At 73.4% G+C, this 26,756-nt stretch carries 26 protein-coding genes and 1 tRNA gene; 22 read left to right on the forward strand and 5 right to left on the reverse strand.

Going from position 1 to position 26,756, the window contains the following annotated elements:
• Positions 1–430: 430 nt before the first annotated feature.
• Positions 431–1,780: a DUF445 domain-containing protein gene (locus tag ACIPXC_RS27360; RefSeq protein ID WP_401623488.1), complete on the forward strand. Its 1,350-nt coding sequence runs from the start codon at positions 431–433 to the stop codon at positions 1,778–1,780.
• Here ACIPXC_RS27360 and ACIPXC_RS27365 read toward each other — a convergent pair.
• A complete protein-coding gene (locus ACIPXC_RS27365) occupies positions 1,750–2,763 on the reverse strand; it encodes a hypothetical protein (protein WP_401623490.1) in 1,014 nt (337 codons plus the stop codon). The two genes, ACIPXC_RS27360 and ACIPXC_RS27365, sit on opposite strands and share 31 nt — an antisense overlap.
• Before the next feature lie 34 nt (positions 2,764–2,797).
• Complete coding sequence (locus ACIPXC_RS27370; protein WP_401623492.1) at positions 2,798–3,334, reverse strand: GNAT family N-acetyltransferase; 537 nt, start codon at positions 3,332–3,334, stop codon at positions 2,798–2,800.
• A 186-nt stretch (positions 3,335–3,520) separates the two neighbouring features.
• Between ACIPXC_RS27370 and ACIPXC_RS27375 the strand changes: the two genes are divergently transcribed.
• The 3 genes from ACIPXC_RS27375 to ACIPXC_RS27385 are packed head-to-tail and all read left to right on the forward strand — an operon-like array spanning position 3,521 to position 5,029.
• Positions 3,521–3,712: a hypothetical protein gene (locus ACIPXC_RS27375; protein WP_401623493.1), complete on the forward strand. Its 192-nt coding sequence runs from the start codon at positions 3,521–3,523 to the stop codon at positions 3,710–3,712.
• A gap of 39 nt (positions 3,713–3,751) precedes the next feature.
• Positions 3,752–4,048: a hypothetical protein gene (locus ACIPXC_RS27380; protein ID WP_401623495.1), complete on the forward strand. Its 297-nt coding sequence runs from the start codon at positions 3,752–3,754 to the stop codon at positions 4,046–4,048.
• A 51-nt stretch (positions 4,049–4,099) separates the two neighbouring features.
• On the forward strand, positions 4,100–5,029 hold the full coding sequence (locus ACIPXC_RS27385; protein WP_401623497.1) for a YDG/SRA domain-containing protein: 930 nt from the start codon (positions 4,100–4,102) through the stop codon (positions 5,027–5,029).
• A 30-nt stretch (positions 5,030–5,059) separates the two neighbouring features.
• Here the strand turns inward: ACIPXC_RS27385 and ACIPXC_RS27390 are convergent, their stop codons facing one another.
• A complete protein-coding gene (locus tag ACIPXC_RS27390; RefSeq protein WP_401623499.1) occupies positions 5,060–6,055 on the reverse strand; it encodes an SEC-C metal-binding domain-containing protein in 996 nt (331 codons plus the stop codon).
• A 74-nt stretch (positions 6,056–6,129) separates the two neighbouring features.
• On the opposite strand from ACIPXC_RS27390, the gene ACIPXC_RS27395 reads away from it, so the two are divergent.
• The 4 genes from ACIPXC_RS27395 (at position 6,130) to ACIPXC_RS27410 (ending at position 9,413) form a co-directional block, all read left to right on the forward strand.
• The gene (locus ACIPXC_RS27395; protein ID WP_401623591.1) at positions 6,130–6,921 is read left to right on the forward strand and encodes a class E sortase; all 792 of its coding nucleotides are present in this window, start codon (positions 6,130–6,132) and stop codon (positions 6,919–6,921) included.
• A 252-nt stretch (positions 6,922–7,173) separates the two neighbouring features.
• Positions 7,174–7,443 (forward strand): DUF6412 domain-containing protein, encoded by a 270-nt coding sequence (locus tag ACIPXC_RS27400; protein ID WP_401623593.1) that lies wholly within the window; start codon positions 7,174–7,176, stop codon positions 7,441–7,443.
• Positions 7,444–7,557: 114 nt separating this feature from the next.
• Positions 7,558–8,433: a hypothetical protein gene (locus tag ACIPXC_RS27405; protein ID WP_401623501.1), complete on the forward strand. Its 876-nt coding sequence runs from the start codon at positions 7,558–7,560 to the stop codon at positions 8,431–8,433.
• A 122-nt stretch (positions 8,434–8,555) separates the two neighbouring features.
• Positions 8,556–9,413, forward strand: coding sequence for a fumarylacetoacetate hydrolase family protein (locus ACIPXC_RS27410; RefSeq protein WP_401623503.1), 858 nt, complete (start codon positions 8,556–8,558; stop codon positions 9,411–9,413).
• A gap of 214 nt (positions 9,414–9,627) precedes the next feature.
• Here the strand turns inward: ACIPXC_RS27410 and ACIPXC_RS27415 are convergent, their stop codons facing one another.
• Complete coding sequence (locus ACIPXC_RS27415) at positions 9,628–10,734, reverse strand: Gfo/Idh/MocA family oxidoreductase (protein ID WP_401623505.1); 1,107 nt, start codon at positions 10,732–10,734, stop codon at positions 9,628–9,630.
• A gap of 56 nt (positions 10,735–10,790) precedes the next feature.
• Here ACIPXC_RS27415 and ACIPXC_RS27420 point away from each other — a divergent pair, with 56 nt between their 5' ends.
• From ACIPXC_RS27420 to ACIPXC_RS27480, 13 genes are all read left to right on the forward strand, one after another.
• Positions 10,791–12,017, forward strand: coding sequence for an ROK family protein (locus ACIPXC_RS27420; protein WP_401623507.1), 1,227 nt, complete (start codon positions 10,791–10,793; stop codon positions 12,015–12,017).
• A 717-nt stretch (positions 12,018–12,734) separates the two neighbouring features.
• Positions 12,735–13,493 carry a hypothetical protein gene (locus tag ACIPXC_RS27425; RefSeq protein ID WP_401623509.1) on the forward strand — a complete coding sequence of 253 codons (759 nt, stop codon included), beginning with the start codon at positions 12,735–12,737 and terminating at the stop codon, positions 13,491–13,493.
• Between the two features lie 188 nt (positions 13,494–13,681).
• Entirely contained in the window at positions 13,682–14,446 is a 765-nt protein-coding gene (locus ACIPXC_RS27430) for a GntR family transcriptional regulator (RefSeq protein ID WP_401623511.1), read from the forward strand.
• Between the two features lie 156 nt (positions 14,447–14,602).
• The gene (locus ACIPXC_RS27435) at positions 14,603–15,730 is read left to right on the forward strand and encodes a TIGR03364 family FAD-dependent oxidoreductase (RefSeq protein ID WP_401623513.1); all 1,128 of its coding nucleotides are present in this window, start codon (positions 14,603–14,605) and stop codon (positions 15,728–15,730) included.
• 5 nt (positions 15,731–15,735) lie between these two features.
• Entirely contained in the window at positions 15,736–16,494 is a 759-nt protein-coding gene (locus tag ACIPXC_RS27440) for a phosphonatase-like hydrolase (protein ID WP_401623515.1), read from the forward strand.
• Positions 16,491–17,540, forward strand: coding sequence for an ABC transporter ATP-binding protein (locus ACIPXC_RS27445; RefSeq protein WP_401623517.1), 1,050 nt, complete (start codon positions 16,491–16,493; stop codon positions 17,538–17,540). Before ACIPXC_RS27440 ends, ACIPXC_RS27445 begins: the two co-directional genes overlap by 4 nt.
• 643 nt (positions 17,541–18,183) lie before the next feature.
• Positions 18,184–19,011: a 2-aminoethylphosphonate ABC transporter permease subunit gene (locus ACIPXC_RS27450; protein ID WP_401623595.1), complete on the forward strand. Its 828-nt coding sequence runs from the start codon at positions 18,184–18,186 to the stop codon at positions 19,009–19,011.
• On the forward strand, positions 18,998–19,795 hold the full coding sequence (locus ACIPXC_RS27455; RefSeq protein ID WP_401623519.1) for an ABC transporter permease: 798 nt from the start codon (positions 18,998–19,000) through the stop codon (positions 19,793–19,795). The genes ACIPXC_RS27450 and ACIPXC_RS27455 overlap by 14 nt, the downstream gene beginning before the upstream one ends.
• Before the next feature lie 104 nt (positions 19,796–19,899).
• On the forward strand, positions 19,900–20,970 hold the full coding sequence (locus ACIPXC_RS27460) for a 2-aminoethylphosphonate ABC transporter substrate-binding protein (protein ID WP_401623521.1): 1,071 nt from the start codon (positions 19,900–19,902) through the stop codon (positions 20,968–20,970).
• 209 nt (positions 20,971–21,179) lie between these two features.
• Entirely contained in the window at positions 21,180–22,658 is a 1,479-nt protein-coding gene (locus ACIPXC_RS27465; protein WP_401623597.1) for an alkaline phosphatase family protein, read from the forward strand.
• A 126-nt stretch (positions 22,659–22,784) separates the two neighbouring features.
• A complete protein-coding gene (locus ACIPXC_RS27470) occupies positions 22,785–23,564 on the forward strand; it encodes an HAD-IIA family hydrolase (RefSeq protein WP_401623523.1) in 780 nt (259 codons plus the stop codon).
• Positions 23,565–23,734: 170 nt separating this feature from the next.
• Complete coding sequence (locus ACIPXC_RS27475) at positions 23,735–24,340, forward strand: hypothetical protein (RefSeq protein ID WP_401623525.1); 606 nt, start codon at positions 23,735–23,737, stop codon at positions 24,338–24,340.
• Between the two features lie 63 nt (positions 24,341–24,403).
• Positions 24,404–25,030: a class F sortase gene (locus ACIPXC_RS27480; RefSeq protein ID WP_401623599.1), complete on the forward strand. Its 627-nt coding sequence runs from the start codon at positions 24,404–24,406 to the stop codon at positions 25,028–25,030.
• A 74-nt stretch (positions 25,031–25,104) separates the two neighbouring features.
• Here the strand turns inward: ACIPXC_RS27480 and ACIPXC_RS27485 are convergent.
• Positions 25,105–25,178, reverse strand: a tRNA-Lys gene (locus ACIPXC_RS27485).
• 214 nt (positions 25,179–25,392) lie between these two features.
• Between ACIPXC_RS27485 and ACIPXC_RS27490 the strand changes: the two genes are divergently transcribed.
• The gene (locus tag ACIPXC_RS27490) at positions 25,393–26,754 is read left to right on the forward strand and encodes a peptidoglycan-binding protein (RefSeq protein WP_401623601.1); all 1,362 of its coding nucleotides are present in this window, start codon (positions 25,393–25,395) and stop codon (positions 26,752–26,754) included.
• The last annotated feature ends 2 nt before the right edge of the window (positions 26,755–26,756 follow it).

The following is a 26,756-nucleotide window of genomic DNA, read 5'->3' on the forward strand; positions in this document are numbered from 1 at the left end:
GGACAAAGAGCACGCGCCGAGCCGAGGAGACACCCCTGCCCGGCCCCCCGACCCACCCGCACCGCGCCCGCAACCCGGGACCCGCGACACGCTCCCGACCCCGCGAAGCCAGCCCGGATTCCGCCGAGCAACCCCGCAGGGGCCCGGCCCCCCGACCCCGCCTCACCGCGCCCGCAACCCGGGGCCCGCGACACGCTCCCGACCCCGCGAAGCAAGCCCCGGATCCCGCCCGACAGGACGATCCGGACCCCTCGAAGCCAGCCCGGAGCCCGCCGAGCAACCCCGCAGGGGGCACGGCTCTGCGGGGACACCCCGGACTGCTGCCCCCGCGGGAGCGGAAGGGCGTGGCGGGAACTCCGACGCCCTCCCGGGAGTCGGATGCTATGCAGACAAAACCGGCGCCCGGCGCCCCGGGGGAAGGCAGGACCACGTGGACGACCGCACCAGAGCCGGCGGCACAGCCAGCGGCGGCGGCGTCGCCGCCCCGGCGCCGCCCCCGCCCCCGCCCCGCGGAGCGTTCGTGTTCAACGCCGCCGACGAGGAGCGCCGCCGCGGCGTCCGCAGGATGAAGGCCACCGCGACCGGCCTGCTGCTCCTCGTCGCGGTGGTCTACGTACTGGCCAAGTACGCCCAGCACGCCTGGGGCGCCGGCGGCTGGGCCGGCTACGTCGCCGCCGCCGCGGAGGCCGGCATGGTCGGCGCGCTCGCGGACTGGTTCGCCGTCACCGCCCTTTTCAAGCGGCCCCTCGGCCTGCCCATCCCGCACACCGCGATCATCCCGACGAAGAAGGACCAGCTCGGCGTCACTCTCGGCGAGTTCGTCGGCGAGAACTTCCTCTCCTCCGACGTGGTCCGGGCCCGCCTGCACGCCCTCGGCATCGGCGGCCGCCTGGGCGCCTGGCTGGCCGAGCCCGCGCACGCCGACCGCGTCACGGCCGAGCTGGCCACGGCCCTGCGCGGAGCGCTGACCGTCCTGCGCGACTCCGACGTCCAGGCCGTCGTCGGCGAGGCCATCACCCGGCGCGCCGAGACCGCCGAGATCGCGCCGGGCATCGGCAAGGCGCTGCAGAAGATCGTCGCCGACGGAGGCCACCGCCGTGCCGTCGACCTCGTCTGCGCCAAGGCCCACGACTGGCTGATCACCCACGGGGACTCGATCACGGACGCGGTCCAGGGGGGTGCCCCCGGCTGGACCCCGCGGTTCGTGGACCGCAAGGTGGGCGAGCGCGTCTACAAGGAGCTGCTCCGTTTCGTCACGGAGATGCGGGACATGCCCGAGCATCCGGCGCGCGCGGCGGTGGACCGCTTCCTGCGGGACTTCGCGGCCGACCTCCAGTCGGACACGGCGACGCGCGCGAAGGTGGAACGCCTCAAGTCCGAGATCCTGGCCCGTGACGAGGTCCAGGACGTCATCGCCTCGACGTGGTCCGCAATCCGCTCGATGATCATCTCGGCGGCGGAGGATGAGCAGAGCGAGCTGCGCCTGCGGGTCCGCTCGTCGCTGATGTCCCTGGGGGCGCGCCTGGCCACCGACGGCCGCCTCCAGGCGAAGGTGGAGGGCTGGATTGAGGGGGCGGTCGTCTATGTGGTCACCACCTACCGGAAGGAGATCACCTCGCTGATCACCGACACGGTGGCTGCCTGGGACGCCGAGCACACCTCCCGGAAGATCGAGGCCCACATCGGCCGTGACCTGCAGTTCATCCGCATCAACGGCACGGTGGTCGGCGCCCTGGCCGGCCTGCTGATCTACACGGTCTCCCGCGCCTTCGGCGCGTAGGGTCCGGGGAGCGGCAGCTCCGGTTGGGCGTGTCCGCGGGCCGTGACCTGCGGCGCGGCGGGGCGGGCGGCGCCCACGGCGAGGAGTGCGCGCAGGGCGGCGATCAGGTCCGCGGGCTGCTCGCGCAGGATCCCGGGCGTCGTACTGGCCACCAGGACGCCCCGGGCCTCCATGCGCAGTCTCCTGCGCAGCGTGGCCTGCCAGGAGTCGCGGGTGTAGTGGTACTCCGCGGAGTCGATCTCCAGCGCCCCGCCCTCCTCGGGCCAGTACGCGTCGGGGCTGGCGAGGAAGGCTCCGTCGGGTTCGTGGAGCCGGGCGTTCCAGAGCGGGGCGGGCAGGTCGGTGGCGGACAGCGTGTCGCGTGCGTGGCCCTCGGCGATCGACCGTACGCCGGCGACGAGTTCGGCTGCGGCCGCCCGGACGGCGGGGCGGTGCCGGATCCGGGCGGCGCGCAGTTCGGCGTGCAGGTCGTGGGGGTGGCACCAGCCGCCCTGGACGACGTTCGCGAGGACGGAGCGCACGAGGTCCGGGTCGTCCGTGCGGGCCGCGAAGTCGGTGGCGGCCCGGACCGGGCGGGTGCTGGGGACCCCGGCGATGGTGAGGGTGGCGGGCCAGCGGGTGGTCGAGGCGGGCCGGACGCGGCCGGTGGTGGCTACCGACCGTGGGGCGCGGACGAGGACGTCCAGGGGTTCGGTTGGCGCGTCGCGGATGCCGAGGAGGGCGAGGGCCGCTCCGCCGGTGAGGGCGGCGGTGGTTCCGGAGAGCGGGTCCGCGGTGGGTGGGGCGGCGTACAGGACGGCGCACAGGGCTTGCTGCCGGGCGTCGGGTGGGCCGGTCTGCAGGAGGTAGACCCTCGGGAGGAGCCGCTGCCAGGGTCCTCCGCGGCGGCTGCGGCCGCTGATGGTGGCGGCCGGGACACCGGCCTGCCGGAGCTGGTGGTGGGTGGCCATGTTCAGCTGGCGCCGGGCGGTACGTGTGATCATGCCCCCGGTATGCCCGGTGGTGGGCGGTCGACGCTCAGGCCGAGGGGTGGTTCGGGGCGAGGAAGACGACGACCCCGTTCTCGGTGCCGGCCAGGGGCTTCACCTCGTGCCAGCCGAGCCGGTGGTAGGTGGCCACGGTGTCGGTGGCCACGCGGGCGGTCAGCAGCCAGGCCCGCCCGTCCGGGGCGTCTGCGGTGATCTCCGCCAGCAGGGCGCGTCCGGTGCCGTGCCCGCGCGCGTGCGGGCGTACGGCGAGCTCGTCGATCTCCAGGGCTCCGACGAGGAGCTCCCGTACGCGCTGCCGGCCGAGCTGTGCGGCGACCCGTCCGTAGGACCGGTCCGTGGGGAAGGCACGGGGCGTCAGCCAGGCGGTGGCGAATCCGTCGACGCCGAGGGGCGACTGCGCGAAGGCGGTACGGAAGCCGCTGCGCCGGCTGTCGGTCTGCAGTCGGACAGCGAACTGGCGAATGGTTTCTTCATCCTCGTTCCACGGCGGGGCCGAGAAGACCTCGCTGTAGGCGTCGGCCAGTTCGTCCATGAGGTCGAGCACGGCCGGTCCGTAGCAGATCACGTGTGCAGCTCCTTGGGCCGGCTTGGGTGGCTTGGGCCGTATCGCCCCTGTCGAAGGCTGAATCTACGCCTGCGTGGCGCCGGGACGGGCAGGTCCACAGATCCGGAGGGTGTGCGACAAATCCGACTTCCGTACGGTGTTGCAGACCACCCGTATCGGACCGCCCGGCCCGGCGTTGAGCCCAGCGTGCGCAACAACCTCTTGAGCCGAGCCCTGATGGGTCTGGCCGCCTGCGCGGTGGCGTTCTTCGTGGTCCTGGGGGTCATGGCCGTACTGCCGCGGGCCCTCCAGGACGCGCTCCCCGACAACGTCCTGGGCGGCGCCGCGGTCGTGCTGGCGGTGGTGGCCGCGCGCAGGTTTGCGCGGCGGGCGCGTTAGCCTCGTGCGGAGACGTTCGAACGGCTGGAGGCCCTCACGATGGCGCAGTTCCCCACTTCGCTCGTAGCCGCAGGCGGCCTGGTCGGCGGCTACGCCGCCGCCCGATGGACCGGCAAGCGGCCGCTCGGTGGCGTGGTCCTCGCGGCGGCCGGCACCCTCGCGGCCCGCGAGTGGCACCGCCGCACCTCGCCGACCACGACAGCCCTGCTGGGCGCGGCCTACGTCGCCGCCTTCGCGGGCTCGCACCCCCTGGCGAAGAAGGTCGGTGCCTGGCCCGCGGTCTTCACGGCAGCCGCCGCCATGGCCGCCACCACCTACGCCGTGGCCGACCGCTAGACCGCCCGCAAACCTCGCTCGGTCTACGGAGATCCTTGGCATGATGCGCGGATGACTGCGCGTTCAAAATCCGTTTCGTTTGGTACTCCGGATGGTGTGAGCGAGGGGGACTGGTTCCCGAGCCACGATGAGCTTTATGCCCGTGACGTGCACCGCTTCCGAGGTCGCGGCATTTCGGGCACGGAAAAGACCGGCGCTGACTCAATCGTGCTCTCCGGCGGATATGTGGATGACCGCGATGAAGGCGACCTGATCGTTTACACCGGCGAAGGCGGACGGGACCGGGATTCGGGGCAGATGAATGCCGACCAGTCCCTCGGCGACAGCGGCAATGCGGCGCTGGTCATTTCACAGGCACTGGGGCACCCGGTGCGGGTGATCGAGGGGCTGGGGATCACCAAAGGCAAGCGTAGGCGGGCGACCAAGGGGTACGCCTATCGCGGCCTGTTCAGGGTCGTTGATCACTGGATGACGGTGGGGCAGGAAGGCTTTCGCATCTGCCAGTTCAAGCTCCTGAAGATTGTGCCGGGGCAGGTGCCGCCGCCGCGTCAGCCGGTGGACCCGTTGGCCAGCGCGGAGACGACTTTCGAGGAGCAGGCCCGCCGCTACATCTCGCAAGACAGTCTGGTGCGCGATTCCCGGGTGGCCGTCGCAGTGAAGAAGCTGTACGACAACACCTGCCAGATCTGTCGCGAGCGACTGATCGTCTCGCCTGCGGGCGAGGCATACAGCGAAGCGGCTTACATACAGGCCGTCGGCAAGCCGCACCACGGTACCGACCGGCTCGAAAACGTGCTGTGCCTGTGCCCCAACTGCCACGCCCTGTTCGACCGGGGTGCGCTGCAGCTGACGGACGACCTCCACGTCATCAATGGGGTCACCGGTCAGTTCCGCGCGGTGCTCGCGCAGGTCAAGGGGCACAACATCGGCATCGAGTTTGCACGCAAGCACCGCGAACGCTGGGCGAACCGTCTCCCGTAGGTCGTTCCTCAGGGGCGTCCCGCCCCCGTCCTAGCCCCCGTGGCACTCCGCGTACGGCTTGCCCGAGGTGCACCAGCAGGGGGAGGTGGGGGTGGGGGGCCAGGGGGTGGCTTTGCCGCGGGCTGCCAGGGTCGTGGCGTATTCCGCCAGGAGGGAGGGGGAGGCCGGCGAGGTCCTTTCGGAGGCGGCGAAGGCCTCGTACGAGGGGACGCTCGCCGTCACGATCCCGAGGTTGGTGGTGCCCGAGGCGGCCAGGGCGCGCAGGGAGGTCTCGATGTCGCGGAGGTGGGCCTCGTGCGAGGCGTACTCCGAGGCGAGCGTCGGGTAGCTGGTCAGGAGCTCGGACAGTTCGCGCTGCGGCCAGTGCAGGATCGCCACCGGGAACGGGCGGGACAGGGCGGCGCGGCGGTCGCCCAGCTCGGCGCGCAGGCGGGCGATCTCGGCGCGCAGCTCGGCCGGGTCGTCGGAGCCCAGGGCCCAGATGCGCTTCGGGTCGTGGAGCTCGTCGAGCGGGATCGGGCCGATGTGGCGGGTGTCGGCGACCATGTCCCAGTCGTCGTGCGGCCGGCCGAGGAGGCGGCGCACCCGGTGGCGGCCCGTCAGGAGGGCCGTCGTGGCCGGGGTGAGCGGGGTCGAGTCCGCGATCAGGAGCGTCGCGGCCTGGGTGAAGCAGTCCTCGGACGCCTCCAACTCGTCGTGGGCCTCCAGGGCTTCCGCGATGACCTCCCACGGGGCCGGGTCCTTGGGGGAGGCGGCGCGGATGCCCGCGATGAGGGCGCGGGCCTCGGCCTCGTGGCCGTACTCCCAGAGGTTCGCCGCCTGGAGGGCCTTGATCAGGTGGGGGTCGGACGGTGAGGAGGAGAGGAGCTGGTCGTACAGGGTGCTCGCCCGGTCCCGTTCGTCGGCCAGTTCGAGGTGGGCCGCGGCCTGGAGGAGCAAGGGCTCCTGGTCCTCGGGGTAGCGGGTCGCCGTGCGGATGAGGCGCTCGGCTTCGGCGATGTGCTCGGCAGGCGTGTCGGGGCGCATGGTTCACACCGTACTGCCGCTGGTCAGTTGACGGGGGAGGTCTTAGGGTGCCGCCCGTGCGGGATCACATACCTGTGGTGGTTCAGGGGAGGGGCCGGCGGGCGCGCCGGGCCGGCCTCGTGGGGGTCCTGTGGGCCGCCGCCGAGCTGACCGTCACCGTGGGCGTGGTGGTGTTGTTGCTGGTGGTGCACCAGGTGTGGTGGACCAACCGGCAGGCCGCCGCCGCGGCGCAGGAGCAGGTCCGGGCTCTGGAACGGGCCTGGGGGGACGCTCCTGTGCCTCCGCCCTCTCCTTCTTCCGCCCCGCCCTCCGACCTGCCTTCCGAGTCGTCTGCCGTGTCGTCTGCCGAGTCGCCTTCAGGGGGTCCTGCTGCGGTTCCCCCTTCCCCGCCGTCCCCGCCTGCCGGGCCGGCGGGGGCGCGGGAGCGGGACCGGGCGTACGCCGTGCTGCGCATCCCGCGTCTCGGCCTCGTCGTCCCCGTCGCGCAGGGCATCGACAAACGGACCGTCCTCGACAAGGGGTACGTGGGGCAGTACCCCGGGACCGCCGGGCCCGGGGAGCGGGGGAACTTCGCGCTGGCCGGTCACCGCAACACCCACGGCGAGCCCTTCCGGTACGTCAACCGGCTGCGGGCGGGCGACGAGCTGATCGTGGACATGCGGGGGCGCAGGTACACGTACGTGGTGGGGAAGGTCCTGAGCGAGACGACCGAACGGGACACCGGGGTGATCGCCCCGGTGCCGCGGAGCGTGGTGAAGCCGGAGTACGGCTACGCCGAGCCCGGTGCGTACATCACGCTGACCACGTGCACACCCGAGTACAGCTCGAAGTACCGGCTGGTGGTCTGGGGGACCCTCCGGCACTGACCCCCTTGCACCGGCCTCCCGGCCTCCCGGCCTCCCGGCCTCCCGGCTTCCCGGCCTCCCGGCTTCCCGGCCTCCCGGCTTCCCGGCTTTCCGGCCTCCCTATCTCCCCTTGTCGGTGGCCCCGGTTACCATCGATCGAGAACAGTTCGAACAGTGCGGGGAGAGGGGGAGGTTCGCGTGGACCGGTCACGACGCCACGACGTCCCGCTCGCCCGGATCGCCCGGGCGCTCTCCGTGCTGCTCCCGCTCGTGCTGCTCGGGGGAGCCCTCGGCCTGTTCGCCGGGGAGAGCGGGCTGGGCGCCGTGGTGGTCGCCCTCGCGGCGACCGTCGCCGCCGTCTCCGTGGGTGCCGAGGCCCTGGCCGCCGCCGCGCGGTTCGTACGGCCGGTGCCCCCGCACCGAATACGCACCGCGATCCGTGATCGTGAGCAGCGTACGGCGTTCCTGCCGCAGCGTGATCCCGATGCCTCGGGCCGGTCGCGGCCCAGGGCGCCCGGCCGTCCCCTTCCGACGGCCGCGTAGGGGCGCGCAGTTCTCCTCGCCATCTGCTGACTGATCACTGTTGTCGCCCCTCGTGGGTCGTCACGCCGAAATGCACCTCTTTCGACGTTCGACGAGACCCTTCGGAGGGCCCACGTGTCCGTTTTCACCCATCTTGTTGTCGAGTTGGGCCGGCTTCTTGAGCCGGTGCTGGCCGAGTCCGCGACCGCTGCCGCGATCGTGCTGTTCACCGTGCTCGTACGGCTCGCCCTGCACCCGCTGAGCAGGGCCGCCTTCCGCGGTGCGACCCCGCTGGCCGGCTGCCTGCCCCTGCTGCTGCAACTGCCGGTGTTCTTCCTCATGTACCAGGCGTTCTCCTCGGGGGGTGAGCTGCTGAGTCACCGGCTGTTCGCCGCGCCGCTCGGGTCCCGGTGGGTGGATGCGCTGGGGGAGGGCGGTCCGTTCGGGGCGCAGGGGCTGGTGTTCCTGGCGCTGTTCGGGGCGATCGCGGTGGTGGCCGCCTGGAGTGCCGTGCGCGGGCGCCGGTCGGCGGCCGCGGCCGCCACAGCCGCCGCGGCCGACGCCGCGAAGCAGCCCGCCCCCGGCTCCGGCAGGGCGAAGCGGGGGAGCAAGGCCGGGGCCGGGGGTGGGGCCGGCTCCCGTGCCCGGGCTGGTGCCGGTGCCGGTGCTGCCGTCGGTGCCGGTGCCGGTGCCGGTGCCGGCTTCCGTGCCCGGGTCGTGGATGGTCACCGCGCCGGGGCCGGTGCTGGTGCCGCGGCGCTGCCCGAGCTGAGCGCCGAGCAGCAGGAGGTCATGCGCAAGCTGGGCGGCGTACTGCCCCTGATCTCGTTCGGGACGCTGATCACCGCGGCCGTGGTGCCGCTGGCCGCCGGGCTCTACCTGCTCACCACCACCGCCTGGACGGTCGCCGAGCGGGCCTGGCTCGAACACCGCAAGGCCCGGGCCGCGGCCCACACCGAAGCGCCCGGTGCCGAACGGGGGGCCGACGGAGCGGCGCGTTCCAGTCTGTGAACAGGGTCTTGCGGATTGGGTGGACTTCTTGGAGGATCAGCCAATCCTCCGATGGCCGCAACCCATCGTCCGGCCCGGGGCATGCCCATGGGCCGACCACCCACGACCACGGGAGAATGCCCATGAAGCTGCTGCGTGTCGGACCGGTCGGGTCGGAGCGCCCCGCGCTGCTCGACCAGGACGGGATCCTGCGGGACCTGTCCGGCCTGGTCACGGATGTGGACGGCGCCCTGCTCGCTGACGACTCCGTGCTGTCCCGGGTACGGGACGCGGCGGAGTCGGGTGAGCTTCCGGTCCTGGACGCCGAAGGGCTGCGGATCGGCGCACCCGTCGGCCGCATCGGCAAGATCGTGGGCATCGGTCTGAACTACTTCGGGCACGCGGCGGAGATCGGCGCGGAGCCGCCGGCCGAGCCGATCCTCTTCCTGAAGGCGGCGGACACGGTGGCCGGCCCCGACGACACGGTCCTGATCCCGCGCGGCAGCGTGAAAACCGACTGGGAGGCCGAGCTCGGCGTCGTCGTCGGCAGCACCGCCCGCTACCTGGACTCCGCGGAGCAGGGCCTGGCGCACGTCGGCGGCTACGTGCTGGTCAACGACGTCTCGGAGCGCGAGTTCCAGATCGAGCGGGGCGGCACCTGGGACAAGGGCAAGAACTGCGAGACCTTCACCCCGCTCGGTCCGTGGCTGGTGACCGCCGACGAGATCCCGGACCCGCAGGTCCTGGACGTGAAACTGTGGGTCAACGGCGAGCTCGCGCAGGACGGCAACACCTCTGACCAGATCTTCCCGGTCGGCGAGGTCGTCCGGTACCTGAGCCGGTTCATGACCCTGTACCCGGGCGACGTCATCGTCACCGGTACGCCGGCCGGCGTGGCGATGGGCCGGCCGGAGCCGAAGCCGTACCTGCGGGCGGGTGACGTCGTGGAGCTGGAGATCGAGGGGCTGGGCCGTCAGCGCCAGGAGTTCAAGGGCGCGTAGCCGCCGTCGGGAGCGGACGGAAGGCGTGGGCGGGGCTGTCGTCGAGGCGGCACCGCCTTTGCCGCGTCCGCGTCCGCGTCCGCGTGCGCGTGCGCGTGCGGAGGTGCGTTCAGGTGCGTGTCCGCGGCCGGATGTGCTTCCCCGCCCACGTCCACGTCCACGTCCGTGTCTGCGTCCGTGTCCGCCCGTGCGGGTGCCTGCGGACGCCGGGACGTCATACGGTTCCGTGCTCCGCGGTGAGGGGGAGCTCCACGGCCACACCCTCCTGGGACGACATGCGGGCCGCCTCCAGTACGTCGAGGCAGTGCGCGGCCTCCAGCGCCGTGACCGGCGCCGGTCCGCCCGTGCGCAGGGCGGCCGCCACCGCCGCGTAGTACGCCGGGTAGTCGCCCTGCTCGGTCGGCACCGGGGCACCGCCGCCGGTCAGCGGGGACTCGCCCGACCCCACCCGCCCCCACAGGTGCGGGGGCTCCTCGCCCCAGGGCAGCCGCCCGTCCGGCCGGAGCCCCTCCCGCAGGGCGCCCTCCTGCGGGTCCAGGCCGTACTTCACGTAGCCGGCCCGGGAGCCGAGCACGCGGAACCGCGGCCCGAGCTGGGCGGTGGTCGCGCTGACGTAGAGGTGGGAGCGGACCCCGTTCGCGTGCGTGAGGGCGATGAAGGTGTCGTCGTCCGTCTCGGCGCCCGGGCGGCGCGCGTCGGTCTCCGCGTAGACCCGTACCGCCGGGCCGAACAGTACGAGGGCCTGGTCGACGACGTGACTGCCCAGGTCGTACAACAGGCCGCCGATCTCCTCCGGGGCGCCCGACTCGCGCCAGCCGCCCTTCAGTTGCGGGCGCCAGCGCTCGAAGCGGGACTCGAAGCGCTGGATCTCGCCGAGTTCGTCGTCGGCGAGGAGGCGGCGCAGGGTGAGGAAGTCGTTGTCCCAGCGGCGGTTCTGGAAGACGGAGAGGAAGGTCCCGCGCCGGTCGGCCAGGGCGCCGAGCGCCCGGGCCTCGGCGGCGGTGGCGGCGAGCGGCTTGTCCACGACCGCCGGGATGCCGGCTTCGAGGGCGGTGGTGGCGAGCGGGACGTGCGTCTTGTTGGGCGAGGCGATCACGACGAGGTCGAGGTCGCGCTCCCACAGCTTGTCGGCGGTGGGCACGGTGTGGACGTCGGGGAACTCGGCGCGGGCCTGGGCCTGCCGGGCCGGGTCGGAGGTGACGACCGTGTCGAGGACGAGTCCGTCCGTGGCGGCCACGAGGGGGGCGTGGAAGACGGAACCGGCGAGTCCGTAGCCGATGACGCCGACGCGGAGTGGTGCGGTGGGGGCGGGGGTGCTCATGGGAACCACTTTCGCAACAGTGTTGTCTAAGTGCAAGGAGGGTGGACAATGGGCTCGTGAACAGGGGTAGCAGGAACAGCGGCCACAGGGATGCGCACGGTCGGCGCGGCGGGGTGAACCTGCCTGCGCTGCGCGGCCACAACGAGGCACTGGTGCTGGACCTGCTGCGCGGCGCCGGACCGACGGGCCTGGGCCGCGCGGAACTCGCCGCCTGTACGGGGCTCACCCCGCAGGCCGTCAGCAAGATCACGGCTCGGCTCGGCGCGGACGGCCTGGTCGCGGAGGCGGGCCGCGCGGCGTCCACCGGCGGCAAGCCGCCCACCCTGCTCCGGCTGGTGCCGGAGGCGCGGCACGCGCTGGGCGTGTATCTGGACCGTGACGTGCTCAGAGCGGTACGGGTGGACCTGGCCTGCCGCGTCGTCGCCGACAGCGGCGGCCCGCTCGACTTCGGGGCCGGGCCGGAGGCGGCGGTGGAGGCGGTCGTACGGGCGGTCTCCCGGCTCGGTGATCCGTACGGGCCGCCGCTCCTGGGTGTGGGTGTGGCCGCGCCGGGGCCGCTGGACCACCGGGCCGGGGTGATGGGGCGGGTGACCGGGTTCCCGAGCTGGAAGGACTTCCCGATGCGCGGTGTGCTGGAGGGGCGGCTGGGCCTTCCGGTGCTGCTGGACAAGGACACGAACGCCGGCGCGGCCGCGGCCGCCGGGGCGTGGCTCCGGGCCACCTGGCCGGATGCGGGCTCCGATGCGGATGTGGCTGCGGGTGCGGGTGCGGGCGCGGGCGCGGATGTGGGTGCGGATGTGGGTGCGGTGGCCGGGGGCGGTCTTGCCGGTGGCGGGTCCCACACCTGCGTGTACTTGCACGTCGGGACGGGCCTCGGGGCCGGGTTGTGGCTGGGCGGCGGGGTCTACCGGGGCGCGCGCTCGGCGGCGGGGGAGTTCGGCCACCAGGTGATCCAGCTGGACGGGCCGCCGTGCCGGTGCGGGGCGCGCGGCTGTGTGGAGGCGCTGTGCCTGGAGGCGGTGGCCCGCGGTGATCTTCCCGGAGCGGCGCGGATCGTGGGTGAGGCCGCGGCCAACCTGGTCGCGCTGCTGGACGTGGACCGGGTGCTGCTCGGCGGGCGCGTGGTGGCTTCGGCGCCGGACGTCTTCGTGGCCGGTGTCGGGGCCGTTCTCGCGGCCCGCGCGTTGGATCCGGCCCGGCCGGTGGTTGCCCTGGCGGGGGCGGGTGTGGCGGAGGGGGCGGCGGAGATGGCGCTGACGTCGTTGTTCGGGCGTGAGGGGTGACGGTTTGCGGGGCGCGGGGCGCGGGGCGCGGGGCGCGGCTGCCGGGCGGATGCGGGTTCGTTGCCGGGTGCGGCGCCGTTGCGGGGGCGCTGCCCCCGAGCCCCCGCGCCTCAAACGCCGGCGGGGCTGGAAGAGGGGGGCGCTGCCCCCCCGGGGCATCGTGCCTGAAGAGGTGGTGGGGCCGGAAGAGTGGGGCTCCGCCCCGGATCCTGTGCCTCAAGCGGCGGTGAGGCCGGAAGAGCGAGGCGCCGCCTCGGCCCCCCGTGCCTCAAGTGCCGGTGGGGCTGGGAGAGCGGGGCGCTGCCCCCTGGGGCCCCGTGTGTGAAGGGGTGGCGGGGGCGGAAGAATGGGGCGCTGCCCCCGGCCCTCGCGCCTCAAGTGCCGGTGGGGTCGGAAGAGCCGGGTGCTGCCCCCGAGCCCCCGCGCCTCAAACGCCGGCGGGGTTGGCTGCCCCGGGGGCCCCGTGCCTGTGAGGCTCTGCCCGGGCCTCAAGCGCCGGTAGGGCTGGAAGAGTGGGGCTTCGCCCCGGGTGCGGGCCTCGGGGGGCCGGGGGCGAGCTGAACGGGGTTGACCTGTGGGGCAATCGGGCGTAAACCGGAACGACTCGGGCGTGGTGCGCGGAGAGGGAACGCGCGGGCGTGGCAAGGTGCGGACAGGCCGGGGTGATGATCACCTCGTCCGACCATCGTCCTGTCCGGCGAGCAGCGAAGGTCTTCCATGCGACTGCGCCAAGCCCTTGCCCTCACCGCCTTCCTCTCCGCCGCCCTGGCCGCCCTCACCGCGACCACCGCGGGTGCGGACATCGGCACCGGCGGCGGTGCCCGCCCCGCGCCCGCGATGCCGTCCCGCGTCAAGGCCACCTGCGGCGACGGCAAGAGTTCCGCCTTCCCCATCGGGGCGCGCATCCGCGGGGGCCCGGCCGTGTACCGCACCGGCGGCGAGCTGCAGACCTGGTACCTGGACCTGACCAACACCACGGCTTCCGAGTGCAAGGCCATCCACCCCGTCGTGGTCCTCACCGACAAGGCCCGCACCCTGCGCCCCGCCCACCTGCGGATGGAGTTCGAAACCCCGGACGGTGTCCTGCCCGCCGGCCTCGAACGCAGTGACCGCGACGAGATCATCGCCGTCTTCGACGGCGGCGACGCCTTCCCCGGCTTCACCGTGGGTCCGGGCGGCACCCGAACCGTCAAGGTCGGCCTCGCCTTCGCCTCCGACGCCCCCACCGGCGAGGTCGTCGCCGACGCCGCCCTCGTGCAGCGCAAGAGCGGCGACGGGGACTGGGTCGGGGAAGCGGGCGGCTACCGGTTCTCCGTCGAGGAGCCCGACGACTCCGTCGAGGGCGGCTCCCTCGCCCACACCGGTCCCCGCGAGTGGACGTACGGCGCAGGGTCCGTAGCGGCCCTAGCCGCGGGCGGCGGCCTCCTGCTGGGGGCCCGTCGGCTCCGTGCCCGGGCCCGCACCCGCGCGTACTGACGTCCGCCCGGACCGTCCGCCCGGACCGTCCGCCCGGACCGTCCGCCCGGTCCGCCCGGTCCGTCCGCTCGGTCCGTCCGCCCGGACCGTCCGCCCGGACCGTCCGCCCGGACCGGCCGCTCGGTCCGCCGCCACGTCCGTGCGGAGTCCCGTGCGGACGCCGCGGCCGTCCCGCATAGAGTCCCGTCGTGGACAAGAACCTCCCGGCCCACCGCCCCGGCTCGCCCGTGCGGTCCGGTATCCCCGAGCACGGCCGCATCCCCAAGTACTACGCCGTCAAGGCCCGGATCGCCGAGCTCCTCGACGAGCTCGGCGAGGGCGGGACCCTGCCCACCGAGCGGGATCTGGCCGAGTGCTACGAGGTGTCCCGCGAGACCGTCCGGCAGGCCCTGCGAGAGCTGCTGCTGGAGGGCCGGCTGCGCCGCTCCGGCCGGGGGACCGTCGTCGCCGGACCCAAGCTGGAGCAGCCGCTCTCCCTCGCCAGCTACACCGAGGGCGTGCGCCGCCAGGGTCGCCGCCCCGGCCGGCAGCTGATCGGGCTGGAGGAGTTCCCCTGCCCGCCCGACCTCGCGCCGGGCATCGGGGCCGGGCCCGGCGAACCCGTCTGGCACCTGGAGCGGGTCCTGCTCGCGGACGACGAGCGCGTCGGCCTGGAGAGCACGTACATCCGGGTGGCCCGCGCCCCCCGACTGAGCAGTGATTTCCAGCCGGACTCCTCCTTCTACGGATATCTGCGCGACAGCCTCGGCATCTCCTTCGGCGAGGCCGACGAGAAGCTGGAGACCGTGCTCGCGACCCCTCGGGAAGCCCTGCTGATCGGCACTCCGCCGGCCCTGCCCATGCTGCTCATCCACCGCTTCTCGCGGGACCAGGACGGGCGGCCCCTGGAGCGGGTGCGTTCGCTCTACCGTGGTGACCGGTTCAGCTTCACGACCCGCCTGCGGGCCGAATAGTCCGCAGCAGCCGCAGCGCACCACCCGTACCGACCGAAAAGGGGCGCAGTGAAGTCACAAAAAGATAACGGGTCTAGTCCAAGCGTCGGGGGCTGTTCACCGGCGCGTCGCCGGACCGATCCTCCGGGGTCACGGTCCGCACCCACCGTTGGCGGCGTGAGAGTCATAGTCGTCGGAGGCGGCGTGGTCGGCACCATGCACGCCTGGCAAGCAGTCGAACGCGGCCACGAGGTCGTCCAGATCGAGCGTGAGGCCGAGGCGCGCGGCGCCTCACTGCGTAATTTCGGCCAGATCTGGATCAGTGGCCGAGCCGGAGGGGAGGAGCTCGCCACCGCCCTGCGCGCCCGCGAACTCTGGGAGCGCATCGGCGCGGAGGTACCCGGTCTGGGCTTCCGGGCCAACGGCTCCCTCACCCCCGTCCGTACCGCCCGTGAGTACGCCGTCGCCGAGGCGGCCCTCGCCCGCCCGGACGCCGCCGCCCGCGGCTACGAGCTGCTCGGCGCCGACGAGGCGCGCAGGATCAACCCGGCCCTGCGCGGCGCGTTCGAGGCCGCCCTGTGGTGCGAGCGGGACGCGGCCGTCGAGCCCCGCACCGCCCAACTGCACCTACGCGAGGCCCTGAAGGCCAGGGCAGGCGGCCGCTACACCTTCCTCCCCGGCCGCGAGGTCCGCGAGGTCACCGGCCCCGGCGCCGTCCGCGACGACCACGGCGACGTCCACCGCGGCGACGCGGTGGTCCTCGCCACCGGCGCCTGGCTGTCGGGGCTGGTCCGCGAACTGGCCCCCGACCTGCCCGTGCGCAGGGTCCGGCTGCAGATGATGCAGACCACCCCGCTCGGCGAGGAGCTCACCACCTCCGTCGCGGACGCCGACAGCTTCCGCTACTACCCCGCCTACCGGTCCGCCGCCCTCGACGAGCTGAACGCCGGCCAGGCCCAGACGGCGGTCGCCGCCGCACACGGGATGCAGCTGCTGATGGTCCAGCGCCGGGACGGCGGGCTGACCATCGGTGACACCCACGAGTACGAGCACCCCTTCGCCTTCGACACCGTCGAGGAGCCCTACGAGCACCTCACCGAGGTGGTCGAGTCCTTCCTGGGCCGCCCCCTGCCGAAGATCAGGAACCGCTGGGCGGGCGTGTACGCGCAGTGCACCGACACCACCCGCGTCGTCCACCGCCGGCAGGTCGCCGACGGCGTCTGGCTGGTGACCGGACCCGGCGGGCGCGGCATGACCTGCTCGCCCGCCATAGCCGAGACCACCGCGAACGAACTGGGCTGGTAACACCGATGACCGACACCGACACCGCCACCACCGCCAACTCCGCCGCCACCACCGACAACTCCGCCACCACCAGCACCCCGGATCCCCGCCGCCTGGTCGTCCTCGACATGGCCGGCACCACCGTCGCCGACGGCGGCCTCGTCGAGCGCGCCTTCGAGCGGGCCGCCGAACGCCTCGGCGTCCGGCCCGGCACCCCCGACCACGCCGAGAAGCTCCGCCATGTCCTCGCCACCATGGGCGAGTCCAAGATCTCCGTCTTCCGCCACCTCTTCGGTACGGAGGAGCTCGCCCGGCGCGCCAATGCCGCCTTCGAGGAGGCGTACGGGGAACTCGTCGACGACGGCCTCGTCACCGAGGTGCCCGGCGCCCGTGCCGCCGTCGAGGAACTCCGCGCCGACGGCCGGACCGTCGTCCTGACCACCGGTTTCGCCCGGGTCACCCAGGACGCCATCCTCGGCGCCCTCGGCTGGCAGGACCTCGCCGACCTCACCCTCTGCCCCGCCGACGCGGGCGGCCGCGGCCGGCCCCACCCGGACATGGTGCTGACCGCGTTCCTGCGCACCGGCGCCGTGGCCGACGTGCGCGACGTCGTGGTCGTCGGCGACACCGCCTACGACATGCTCAGCGGGCGGCGCGCCGGCGCCGGCACCGTGGCGGGCGTCCTCACCGGAGCGCACGACCGCGCGACGCTGACCCGGCACGGCGCGACCCGCGTCCTCGGCTCCGTCGCCGAACTCCCGCGCCTCCTCGCGGAGCCGGCGTGAGCGGCATCCGCTTCGACGGGGTCTGCGTCGCCTACGACGGCAACACCGTCCTGGACCGCCTCGACCTGACCGTGGAGCCGGGCGAGGTGATGGCGCTGCTCGGCCCGTCCGGTTCGGGCAAGACCACCGCCCTGCGCGCGGTCGCCGGCTTCGTACGGCCCGCCGCCGGCCGCGTGCTCATCGGCGGCCGGGACGTCACCGCGCTCCCGCCGCACAAACGCGGCATCGGCATGGTCGTCCAGCAGTACGCGCTCTTCCCGCACATGCGGGTCGAGGAGAACGTCGCCTTCGGCCTCAGGGCGCAGAAGGCGCCGAGGGCCGGGATACCCGGGCGGGTCGCCGAGGCCCTGGAGATGACGGGGATGGCGGCCTACGCCCGGCGCTACCCGCGTGAGCTGTCGGGCGGCCAGCAACAGCGGGTCGCCATCGCCCGGGCCCTCGCCATCCGCCCCGGCGTCCTCCTGCTGGACGAACCCCTCTCCGCCCTCGACGCGCAGCTGCGTTCCGGAATGCTCGCCGAACTGGCCCGGTTGCACCGCGAACTGCCCGACGTGTCCATCCTGTACGTCACCCACGACCAGGTGGAGGCCCTCACCCTGGCCGACCGGATCGCCGTCATGGACCGGGCCCGGCTGCAGGACTGCGGCACACCGCGGGAGCTGTACCGGGCCCCGCGCACGGAGTTCACCGCCTCGTTCGTCGGCAACGCGAACCTGCTCCCGGTCACGGTGGCCGAGGGCGGCGCGCTCTTCGAGGGCCGTGCGCTGACCCTCGACCGGGGGCGGGCGGCGCCCGGTTCCACGGCCACCCTGTGCGTACGCCCGCACCTGCTCGGCCTCGGCGCCGGACCGAACGCGCTGAGCGGGACGATCGCCGAGGTGCAGTGGCGGGGTTCGACGCACCGGCTGTACGTCGATGTCGAGGGCCACCGGGTGAAGGCGGACCTCCCCGAACTGCGGGAGACGCCCGCGCTGGGGGACCGGGTCACGCTGCACTTCGAGCCGCGGGACGCCGTGCTGCTGGCGGCGGGGGTGGCCCATGCGTGACGCCTCGCGGCGAGCCGCGCCCCTCTCACCCGCCGCCGGAGTGCCCGCGCCCGGGGACGGGCAGGCTCGGGGCTCCGCCCCGGACCCCGCGCCTCACGCGCCTCCGGCCACCGCCGGGAGGTGCCCCCTGGCGGGGCCGGAAAGCCCGGACGTACCGCGGCGGCCCGCGCCGCCCCCACCGCCGGACGCCGCCGCCGCGCCCGGGGAGCCCCCGTCCCGCGACTCGGCGGACCCGGCCCGTCCCGTCTCCGGTCTGCCCGGCCCGGTGCCCGGCCCGGCCGCGGATCCGGATGTGCCCGGCCCGGTGCCCGTCTCCGGTGTGCCCGGCCCGGTGCCTGTCTCCGGTGTGCCCGGCCCGCCCGGGCCCGGCACCGGCCCGGCCGCGGATCCGTTGCGTACCGTGCTCGCCGCGGTGGTCGCGGCCCGCGGCCCGAGCGGTGCGGTCCCCGGCCCGCCCGGACCTGCCGCGGATCCGGATCCGGGCGTCCCCGGCCCCGGGGCGGGCCCCTCGGCTCCCGTGCGGTCCCCGCTCGCCGGTACTGCCGGAGCGGGCCGCGGGCCGGTCCTCCCGGCGCACGGCGAGAACCCGGCCGTGTCCCCCGGGGCGACCCCGCGGGCGACCCCGCGGGCGACCCCGCGGGGGATTCCGCGGGGGATCCCGCGCAGCCTGTGGGCACTGCCGCCCGTCGCCGTGCTGGCGGTGCTGTTCCTCTATCCCCTCGCCCTGGTCGTCCAGCAGTCCCTCAGCCCCGACGACGGGGGCGGCGCCTTCGACGCCTACGCCCGCGTCTTCGGGTCACGGGCCTTCGTCGATGCCCTCGGCACCACCGTCTGGCTGGCCGTCGGAGCCACCCTCGGCTGCCTGGTGCTCGGGTTCACCCTCGCGCTGATCATCGCCTTCGTGCCGTTCCCCGGAGCCCGCGCCGTCGCGAAGTTCATCGACGTCTTCCTCTCCTTCCCCTCCTTCCTCATCACCCTCGCCCTCCTCTTCCTCTACGGCACCGTCGGCATGGCCAACGGCCTCGTCACCGAGGTCACCGGAGCCGCCGAGGGCCCCTTCCGCTTCCTCACCACCCCCTGGGGCGTACTCCTCGCGGAGATCACGTACTTCACGCCCTTCGTGATCCGCCCGCTCCTCGCCGCGTTCTCCCAGCTGGACACCGCCCAGCTGGAGGTCGCCGCGGGCCTCGGCGCCCGCCCCGCCCGCATCGTCCGGCAGGTGATCCTGCCCGAGGCGCTCCCGGCCCTCGGCGCCGGCGGCAGCCTCGTCCTCGTCATGTGCCTCAACGAGTTCGGGATCGTCCTGTTCACCGGGGCCAAGGACGTCACGACCCTGCCAATGCTCATCTACGGCAAGGCCATCCTCGAATCCGACTACCCGGCCGCCTGCGTGGTCGCCGTCGTCAACATCGCGATCTCCGTCGGCCTGTTCGGCCTCTACCGGGTGGTGAGCAAGCGTGCTGGTGCATAGCAGGACCGGCCGCTGGGCCGCCTGGGGCCTGTTCGGTCTGCTCTTCCTGCCCCTCTTCGCCCTGCCCCTGCTCGTCGTGGTCGCGGCGTCCTTCGCCACCCACTGGTCCGGGGCCCTCCCCTCCGGTCCGACCACCGCGAACTACACCGCCGCCGTCCGCGGCGAATCCCTCCAGGCCCTCACCACCAGCCTGCTCACCGCCGTCGCCGCGAGCCTCCTCGCGCTCACCGTCGGCACCTGGGCCGCGCTGGCGGGGGCCGCGCTGAGGAAGCGGGGCAAGCGTGTCCTGGACGCGCTGTTCATGCTGCCCGTCGCCGTACCGTCCGTGGTCGTCGGCCTCGCCGTCCTCGTCGCCTTCAGCCGCCCGCCCGTCCTGCTCAACGGCACCGGCTCGATCGTCGTCCTGGCGCACACCGTCCTCGTCACGGCCTTCGCCCACCAGTCCGTCTCGGCCGCGATCGTCCGGCTCGACCCCGCCTACGAGCAGGCGGCGGCCTCCCTGGGCGCCCGCCCCGCCTACGTGCTGTGGCGGGTCCGGCTCCCCCTGCTGCTGCCGTCCCTCACGGCCGCCGCCGGACTCTGCTTCGCCCTGTCCATGGGCGAGCTCAGCGCCACGATGATGCTCTACCCGCCGGACTGGATGCCCCTCCCCGTCCGCATCTTCACCGCCACCGACCGCGGTTCGCTCTTCAGCGGCTCCGCCGTCGCGGTGGTCCTGATGACCACCACCCTGCTGGTCCTCCTGGCGGTCTCCCGCATCCGCACCAGGGCCTCGTACCGCTGATCCCCGCCGATCCCCGCCGATCCCCGCCGATCCCTGCTCATCCCCGCTCGCCCCTGCCGATCCCGCCGATCTCCACCGACTCCCTTTCTCCGTGAGGAAGTTCCATGCCCACAACGCTCGTGCTCCGTACCGCCGCCGTCACCGGCGGCCTCGCCCTGACCGCCTCCCTCACCGCCTGCGGCGGCGCCTCCCCGGCCGGCTCCAAGGGCGCCGAGAAGGTCGTCACCGTCTACAGCGCCGACGGCCTCAAGGGCGAGAAGGGCGACGGCTGGTACGACCGGGTCTTCGCCGACTTCACCAGGAAGACCGGCATCGAGGTCAAGTACGTGGAGGGCGGCTCCGGCGAGATGGTGCAGCGCGCCGTCCGAGAGAAGACCAACACCCAGGCCGACGTGCTGATCACCCTGCCGCCCTTCATCCAGCAGGCCGACGGCAAGGGCCTGCTGCAGTCCTACGTCCCCCAGGGCGCCGACAAGGTCAACGGCGCGGACAAGTCCGCCGACGGCAAGTGGACCTCGGTCGTCAACAACTACTTCGGCTTCGTCTACAACAAGAAGGAGCTCGCCGAGGCGCCCAGGACGTGGGAGGAACTGCTGGACGCCCGCTACAAGGGCAGGCTGCAGTACTCCACCCCGGGCGTCGCGGGCGACGGCACCGCCGTCCTCATCAAGGCGATGCACGACTTCGGAGGCAAGGAGCCGGCGATGGAGTACCTGAAGGAGCTCCAGGCCAACAACGTCGGCCCGTCCTCCTCCACCAGCAAGCTCGCGCCCAAGACCGACAAGGGCGAGCTGCTCGTGGCCAACGGCGACGTCCAGATGAACTTCGCGCAGTCCAGGTCCATGCCGAACCTGGGCATCTGGTTCCCCGCGAAGGAGGGCGGCAGGCCCACCACCTTCGCCCTGCCCTACGCGGCGGGCCTGGTCGCCAAGGCCCCGCACGCCGAGAACGGCAGGAAGCTCCTCGACCACCTGCTCGGCGAGGAGGCGCAGAAGCTGGTCAGCGAGGTGGGCGGCGGTTTCCCGGCCCGCACCGACGTCAAGCCCACCGACGCCAACGCCGTCGAACTCGTCCGGCTCATGACCGGTGTCGAGGTGTTCGAGCCGGACTGGGCGGACATCGACAAGAACCTCACCGCCTACGTCGACGCATGGAAGTCGGCAACCGGAAGCTGACTGGTCGCTTCCAGGTCACCCTCCCGGCCACCCACGACCGACAGAGTGTCCCCTGCCTGAGGGCCCCTCGGACGAAGTCCGGGGGACGGGTCCGGACCGAGGACCGCACCTTCGGTCCGGGCCCGGCGCATGTCCCCAACGCCTTCCTTCCACGATCACTCCCGGAGGAGTTCGTGTCCCCTGCCGTCCCCGCCGGACGCACCCTCGCCATGGCTGCCACCGCCACCGCCCTGCTCGCCACCGTCCTCGGTACCCACCCCGCCACGGCGGCCGCCACCACCGACAAGGTCCTCGTCATCGGTGTCGACGGCGCGGTCCTCGACCGCGTCAAGGCCGCCAACGCCCCTTACCTGCAGGGCCTGATGGCCCAGGGGCTGACCGCCCGCAGCACCCTCTACGCGGGCCCGATGGCCGCGACCTCCTCGGGCCCCGGCTGGTCCACCGTCGCCACCGGGGTCTGGCCCGACAAGCACGGCGTGAAGGACAACTCCTTCACCGGCAAGAACTACGCCGCGTACCCGGACTTCCTCACCCGGATCGAGAACGCCAAGCCGGAGCTCAACACCTACGCGGCTGCGGACTGGGAGCCCATCACCTCCACGGACCAGAACGGTCCGATCTTCTCCGCCAAGGTCGACAAGCGGCTCTCCCTCAAGGGCGACCGCGACGGCTACCGCAACGAGGACCCGAAGGTGGCCGCCGCGGCAGCCACGGAACTGCGCACCCAGAACCCGGACGCCGCCTTCGTCTACCTCGGCGAGATCGACGCCGCCGGCCACTCCCACGGCGCGGCGAGCCGGCAGTACCTCGACGCCGTCGCCCGCGTGGACGCCCTGGTCGGCCGGCTCCTCACGGCCGTCCAGGACCGCCCGACGTACGGCCGGGAGAACTGGAAGATCCTGGTCACCACCGACCACGGGCACACCGCCGCCGGCGGCCACGGCGGCTCCAGCATCGCCGAACGCGGCACCTTCGTCATCGCCAAGGGCGCCGGGATCCCCGCCGGTTCGGTCCGCGACGACGTCAGGCTCGCCGACGTCGCCGCGACCGCCCTCGCCCAGGTCGGTGTGAGTGCGCCCGGCATCGACGGTGTCGCGCTGGGCACCCCGGACGCGGACCCCTTCGACACCGTGCGCCCGAGCCTGCAGGCCCGGGTGGACGAGACGGGCATCCCCGCCGGGGTGAAGGGCTTCACCCGCACCCCGCCCGCCGGCTGGTCCGTGGACAACTCCAGGATGGGCACGGGCGGTGTCACCGAATGGGCCGGCTGGTCCTTCGCGACCGACGAGTTCTGGACGCAGTCGCAGCGCGACCAGTGGCGCGAGCTGAACGTCCGCTCCCGTGACGTCTTCGCCGTCGCCGACTCCGACGAGTGGGACGACAAGACCCACACCGGCACCTTCGACTCCACCCTCGTCACCCCCAAGTGGCCGGTCGTGGGCGGCAGTACGCGCACCCTCGCCTTCCAGTCGCACTACCGCCACGAGGCCGGCCAGACCGCCCAGGTCCTGGTCTCCTACAACGGCGGCACCCCGACGGTGGTGAAGAGCTACACCGCCGACGCCGTCGCCAAGGCCGAGTCCGTCGCCCTCCAGGTCCCGGGCGGCGCCACCGATGTCCAGGTCCGCTTCCGCTACAGCGGTGACAACAACTGGTTCTGGGCCGTGGACGACGTGCGCCTGGGCTGACCGACCGCCCCGGAGTCCGGGCTGTGGACGGCAGGGACGTCCGCGGCCCGGCCCGGATAGGGTGGGGTGCAGGTGGTACAGACCAGAAGTCGAGGTCGCAGGTCAGCGAGAGCGGAGAGCAGTCCAGTGGCAGAGCGCAAGCCGATCGAATCGTGGCTCACCGACATGGACGGGGTCCTCATCCACGAGGGCACACCGATCCCCGGCGCCGATGCCTTCATCAAGCGGCTGCGCGAGTCCGGCAAGCCCTTCCTGGTGCTGACCAACAACTCCATCTACACCCCGCGCGACCTCCAGGCCCGCCTGGCCCGCATGGGTCTGGACGTCCCCGTGGAGAACATCTGGACATCCGCCCTGGCCACCGCGAAGTTCCTCGACGACCAGCGCCCGGGCGGCACGGCCTACGTCATCGGCGAGGCCGGTCTGACGACCGCCCTGCACGACATCGGCTACGTCCTCACCGACCACGAGCCCGACTACGTGGTGCTGGGCGAGACCCGGACGTACAGCTTCGAGGCCATGACCAAGGCGGTCCGCCTGATCAACGCCGGGGCGCGTTTCATCTGCACCAACCCCGACGAGACCGGCCCGTCCACCGAGGGCCCGCTGCCGGCCACCGGTGCGGTGGCCGCGCTGATCACCAAGGCGACCGGCAAGCAGCCGTACTTCGCCGGCAAGCCGAACCCGCTGATGATGCGCACCGGCCTCAACGCCATCGGCGCGCACTCGGAGACCAGCGCGATGATCGGCGACCGGATGGACACCGACGTGCTGGCCGGTCTGGAGGCGGGCATGCAGACCTTCCTCGTGCTGACCGGTCTGACCACCGAGCAGGACACCGAGAAGTTCCCGTACCGCCCGACCAGGACGGTCCCCTCGATCGCCGACCTGGTCGACCTGGTCTGACGGTCGTGCGGGCGGCCGTGCGGGCGGTCGTCCGGGCGCGGTGCGTACGGGGGCGGTGCGTACGGCCGTGCGGGCGTACCGCGTTTGGGGCGTACGGCTGACACGTACGGCGCCGCTCCGGATGCGGAGCGGCGTGCCGCGCGTGAATCTCCTTGTCGAGGAGGTTCACCATGCGCAGTGTTCCGATCGCTGTCCGCACCGCCGCCGTGGCCGCCGCCCTGGCGGCCTTCTCCGCGGTGACCGCGCCTACCGCCCTCGCGGGCGAGGAGGACCGCGGCCGCGGCAGCATCGCCGTCGACCCGAGCCCGGCCCACCCCGGAGCGCAGGTCAAGCTGCGCGTCCAGGGGTGTGACGGCAACCGGGGAGTGGCCAAGTCCTCCGTCTTCGTGGCGGACGCCGACCTCTACGGGCGCGACGGCGGTCGCCGCAGCCCGCTCTACGGCGACGCGATGATCAGCTCGCACGCCTCACCCGGCCGGCACGCCGTCCGGGTGTACTGCGACGGCGACGAGAAGGTCACCGGTTCCGTCCAGGTGTCCGCGTACCGCCGTCCGTCGCACCACGCCTCGCCGGTCTGGCCGGTCCACGCGGGCGGCGGCGGCATGGCGGACCGCCCGGCGGAGGCTCCCGGCCTGGTCACCGCGGCGAAGAAGGAACACGGGCAGGACGGTCCGGGGACGCCGCACACGGTGATCGGCGCGGTGCTCGCCGCGGCGGCCACGCTGGCCGTGGCGGGCCGGGCGCTGACCCTGCGCCGCCGCCGCAGCGGTGAGTGAGGGGACGGGCCCCGCGTGAGCGAGTGGCGGACGGACGAGGCGAGGGCCACCGCCGGGGGCCGGATGCTGACCTTCGCGGCCTGGTCCGTGCTGGTGCTGGGGCTGTGGCTGTGGGGCCGTGAGCTGACCGTGGCGCCGGCCACGCCCTCCGGGCAGGCCGGCGGGGCGCTGAGCGCGGGGCTCCCGGCCGCGCACGCCCCCGTCGCCGGCTCCCTGCCGCAGCGCGTCGACGTGCCGTCCATGGGCATCCAGGCCCCGGTGGTGTCCCGGGGCCTGGACAAGGACGGTGCGATCGATCCGCCGCCGTACGACAGCCCGGGCACGGTGGGCTGGTGGGGGCAGGGCGTCCAGCCGGGGGCGGTGGGGACGGCGCTGATGGTGGGGCACGTGGACACGCGGTCCAAGCCGGCGGTCTTCTACGGCCTGAGTTCGGTGCAGCCGGGTGACAAGGTGCGCGTGGTGCGGGCGGACGGTTCCGTGGCCGAGTTCACGATCGAGGACGTACGGGTCTACGAGCGCGCGGCCTTCGACGCGCACAGGGCGTACGGTCCGCGGGTCCGGGGCCGGGCGGAGCTGCGGCTGGTGACCTGCGGGGGCACCTACGACAAGGCGGCCAAGGAGTACACGGCGAACGTGGTGGTCTCCGCCTACCTGACGGGTGTGGGCGTCCGCGCGGGCACGTCGGTCTAGTGCCTGGCCGTCCGCCGGTCCGGTGAACGAAGAAGCCCCTCACAGCTTTCGCTGTGAGGGGCTTCCTCCGTCTGTGCGCCGCCAGGGACTCGAACCCCGGACCCGCTGATTAAGAGTCAGCTGCTCTAACCAACTGAGCTAGCGGCGCTTGCTGACAGGGAAAACTCTACCCCACCTCCGCAGGTGCCCATGACCAGCCACGCCCGCCTTGTCCGATTAACCCATGTTTGAGCGATTTATCGTGCACGATATGTCTGCGCCGACCGCATCTGATGCGTTATCAGGTGTGGCCCCGGTCGACCACCGGAACAGCAGGGGAGTGGACGGACCGCATGACGATGCAGCCCCCGACGCACGTGCAGATGCCGATGCCCGCCTTCGAGGAGTACGAGCCCGCGGGCGACTGCGTGTGCCGGGGATGCGCCCAGCGCCGCCGCGCCCTCGCCCGGGCCAGGGCCATACCGCTCCGGGACGGCGGCCACCCCGCCGCGCGCGGGGCGCGCCGGGCCCTGGTCCTGGCCACCGCCGCCGGGGTGGTCCTCGGCGGTGGCGGCGGGACCGCGGTGGCCCTGAGCGCACCGGCCACCGGACCGGTGGCCCTCGACGACCCCGGCAGCCCCCAGGGCGGCCGCACCCCCCTGCACGGCCCGAAGGGCAAGCCCGGCAACCCCGGAGCCCCGGGCAAGCCGGGCACGGTCAAGCGGATCGACCGCACGACGATCATCACCAGGGCGAAGCTGTGGCTGGACGCCCAGGTCCCGTACAGCATGTCGGCGTACTGGACGGACGGCTACCGGCAGGACTGCTCCGGCTACGTCTCCATGGCCTGGAACCTCGGCTCGAACGAGTGGACCGGAAGCCTCGACAAGTTCGCCACCAAGATCACGAAGGAGGAGCTGCTGCCCGGGGACATGCTGCTCTTCCACAACCCGGCCGACCCCACCAACGGCTCCCACGTGGTCCTCTTCGGCGGCTGGGTCGACGAGACCCGCACGCACTACGTGGCCTACGAGCAGACGCGCCCCACGACGCGGAAGCTGGCCACGCCCTACGGGTACTGGGCCAACGCGGCGAAGTACGTCCCGTACCGGTTCAACGGGGTGACGGGCGGCATCGTCCCGGAGGCCCCGGGCGCCGTCCCCGCCCCCGCCCCCGAGCCGCCGGCGGCGGGCCCGAACCCGGGCGCTGCCGCCAGGACCTTCCCCGGCGCGGACAAGTTCGCCCCGGGTGCCGCCAACGACCACGTGGCCCAGCTGGGCCGGATGCTCATCGAGCGCGGCGCGTACCGCTTCTACCCCAAGGGAGTGGCCGACCGGACGTGGAGCGACCACGACAGGCTCGCCACCCAGGCCTTCCAGCGCGCGCAGGGCTGGACGGGCGCCGACGCCGACGGCGTTCCCGGCGCGCACACCTGGCGCCTGCTCGTCGACAAGCAGGGCAGGAACATCCCGCCGACGGTGGGCGCGGCGCCCGGCCCGGGCGGCGTACGGGCCTACCCGGGGCCCGCGGTGTTCCGCCCCGGCCAGTCCCACCCGGCCGTCGAGGCCCTCGGCCGGCAACTGGTGAAGAAGGGCTTCGGCAAGTACTACACGTCCGGTCCGGGCGCCCGCTGGGGCGAGGCCGACCGCCGCAACGTCGAGGCCTTCCAGCGCGCGCAGGGCTGGCGCGGGGCCGCGGCCAACGGCTACCCGGGCCCGGAAACCTGGCGCCGGCTGTTCGCATGACG

It is taken from the genome of Streptomyces sp. NPDC090021, from assembly GCF_044748225.1.
Taxonomy (GTDB): domain Bacteria; phylum Actinomycetota; class Actinomycetes; order Streptomycetales; family Streptomycetaceae; genus Streptomyces.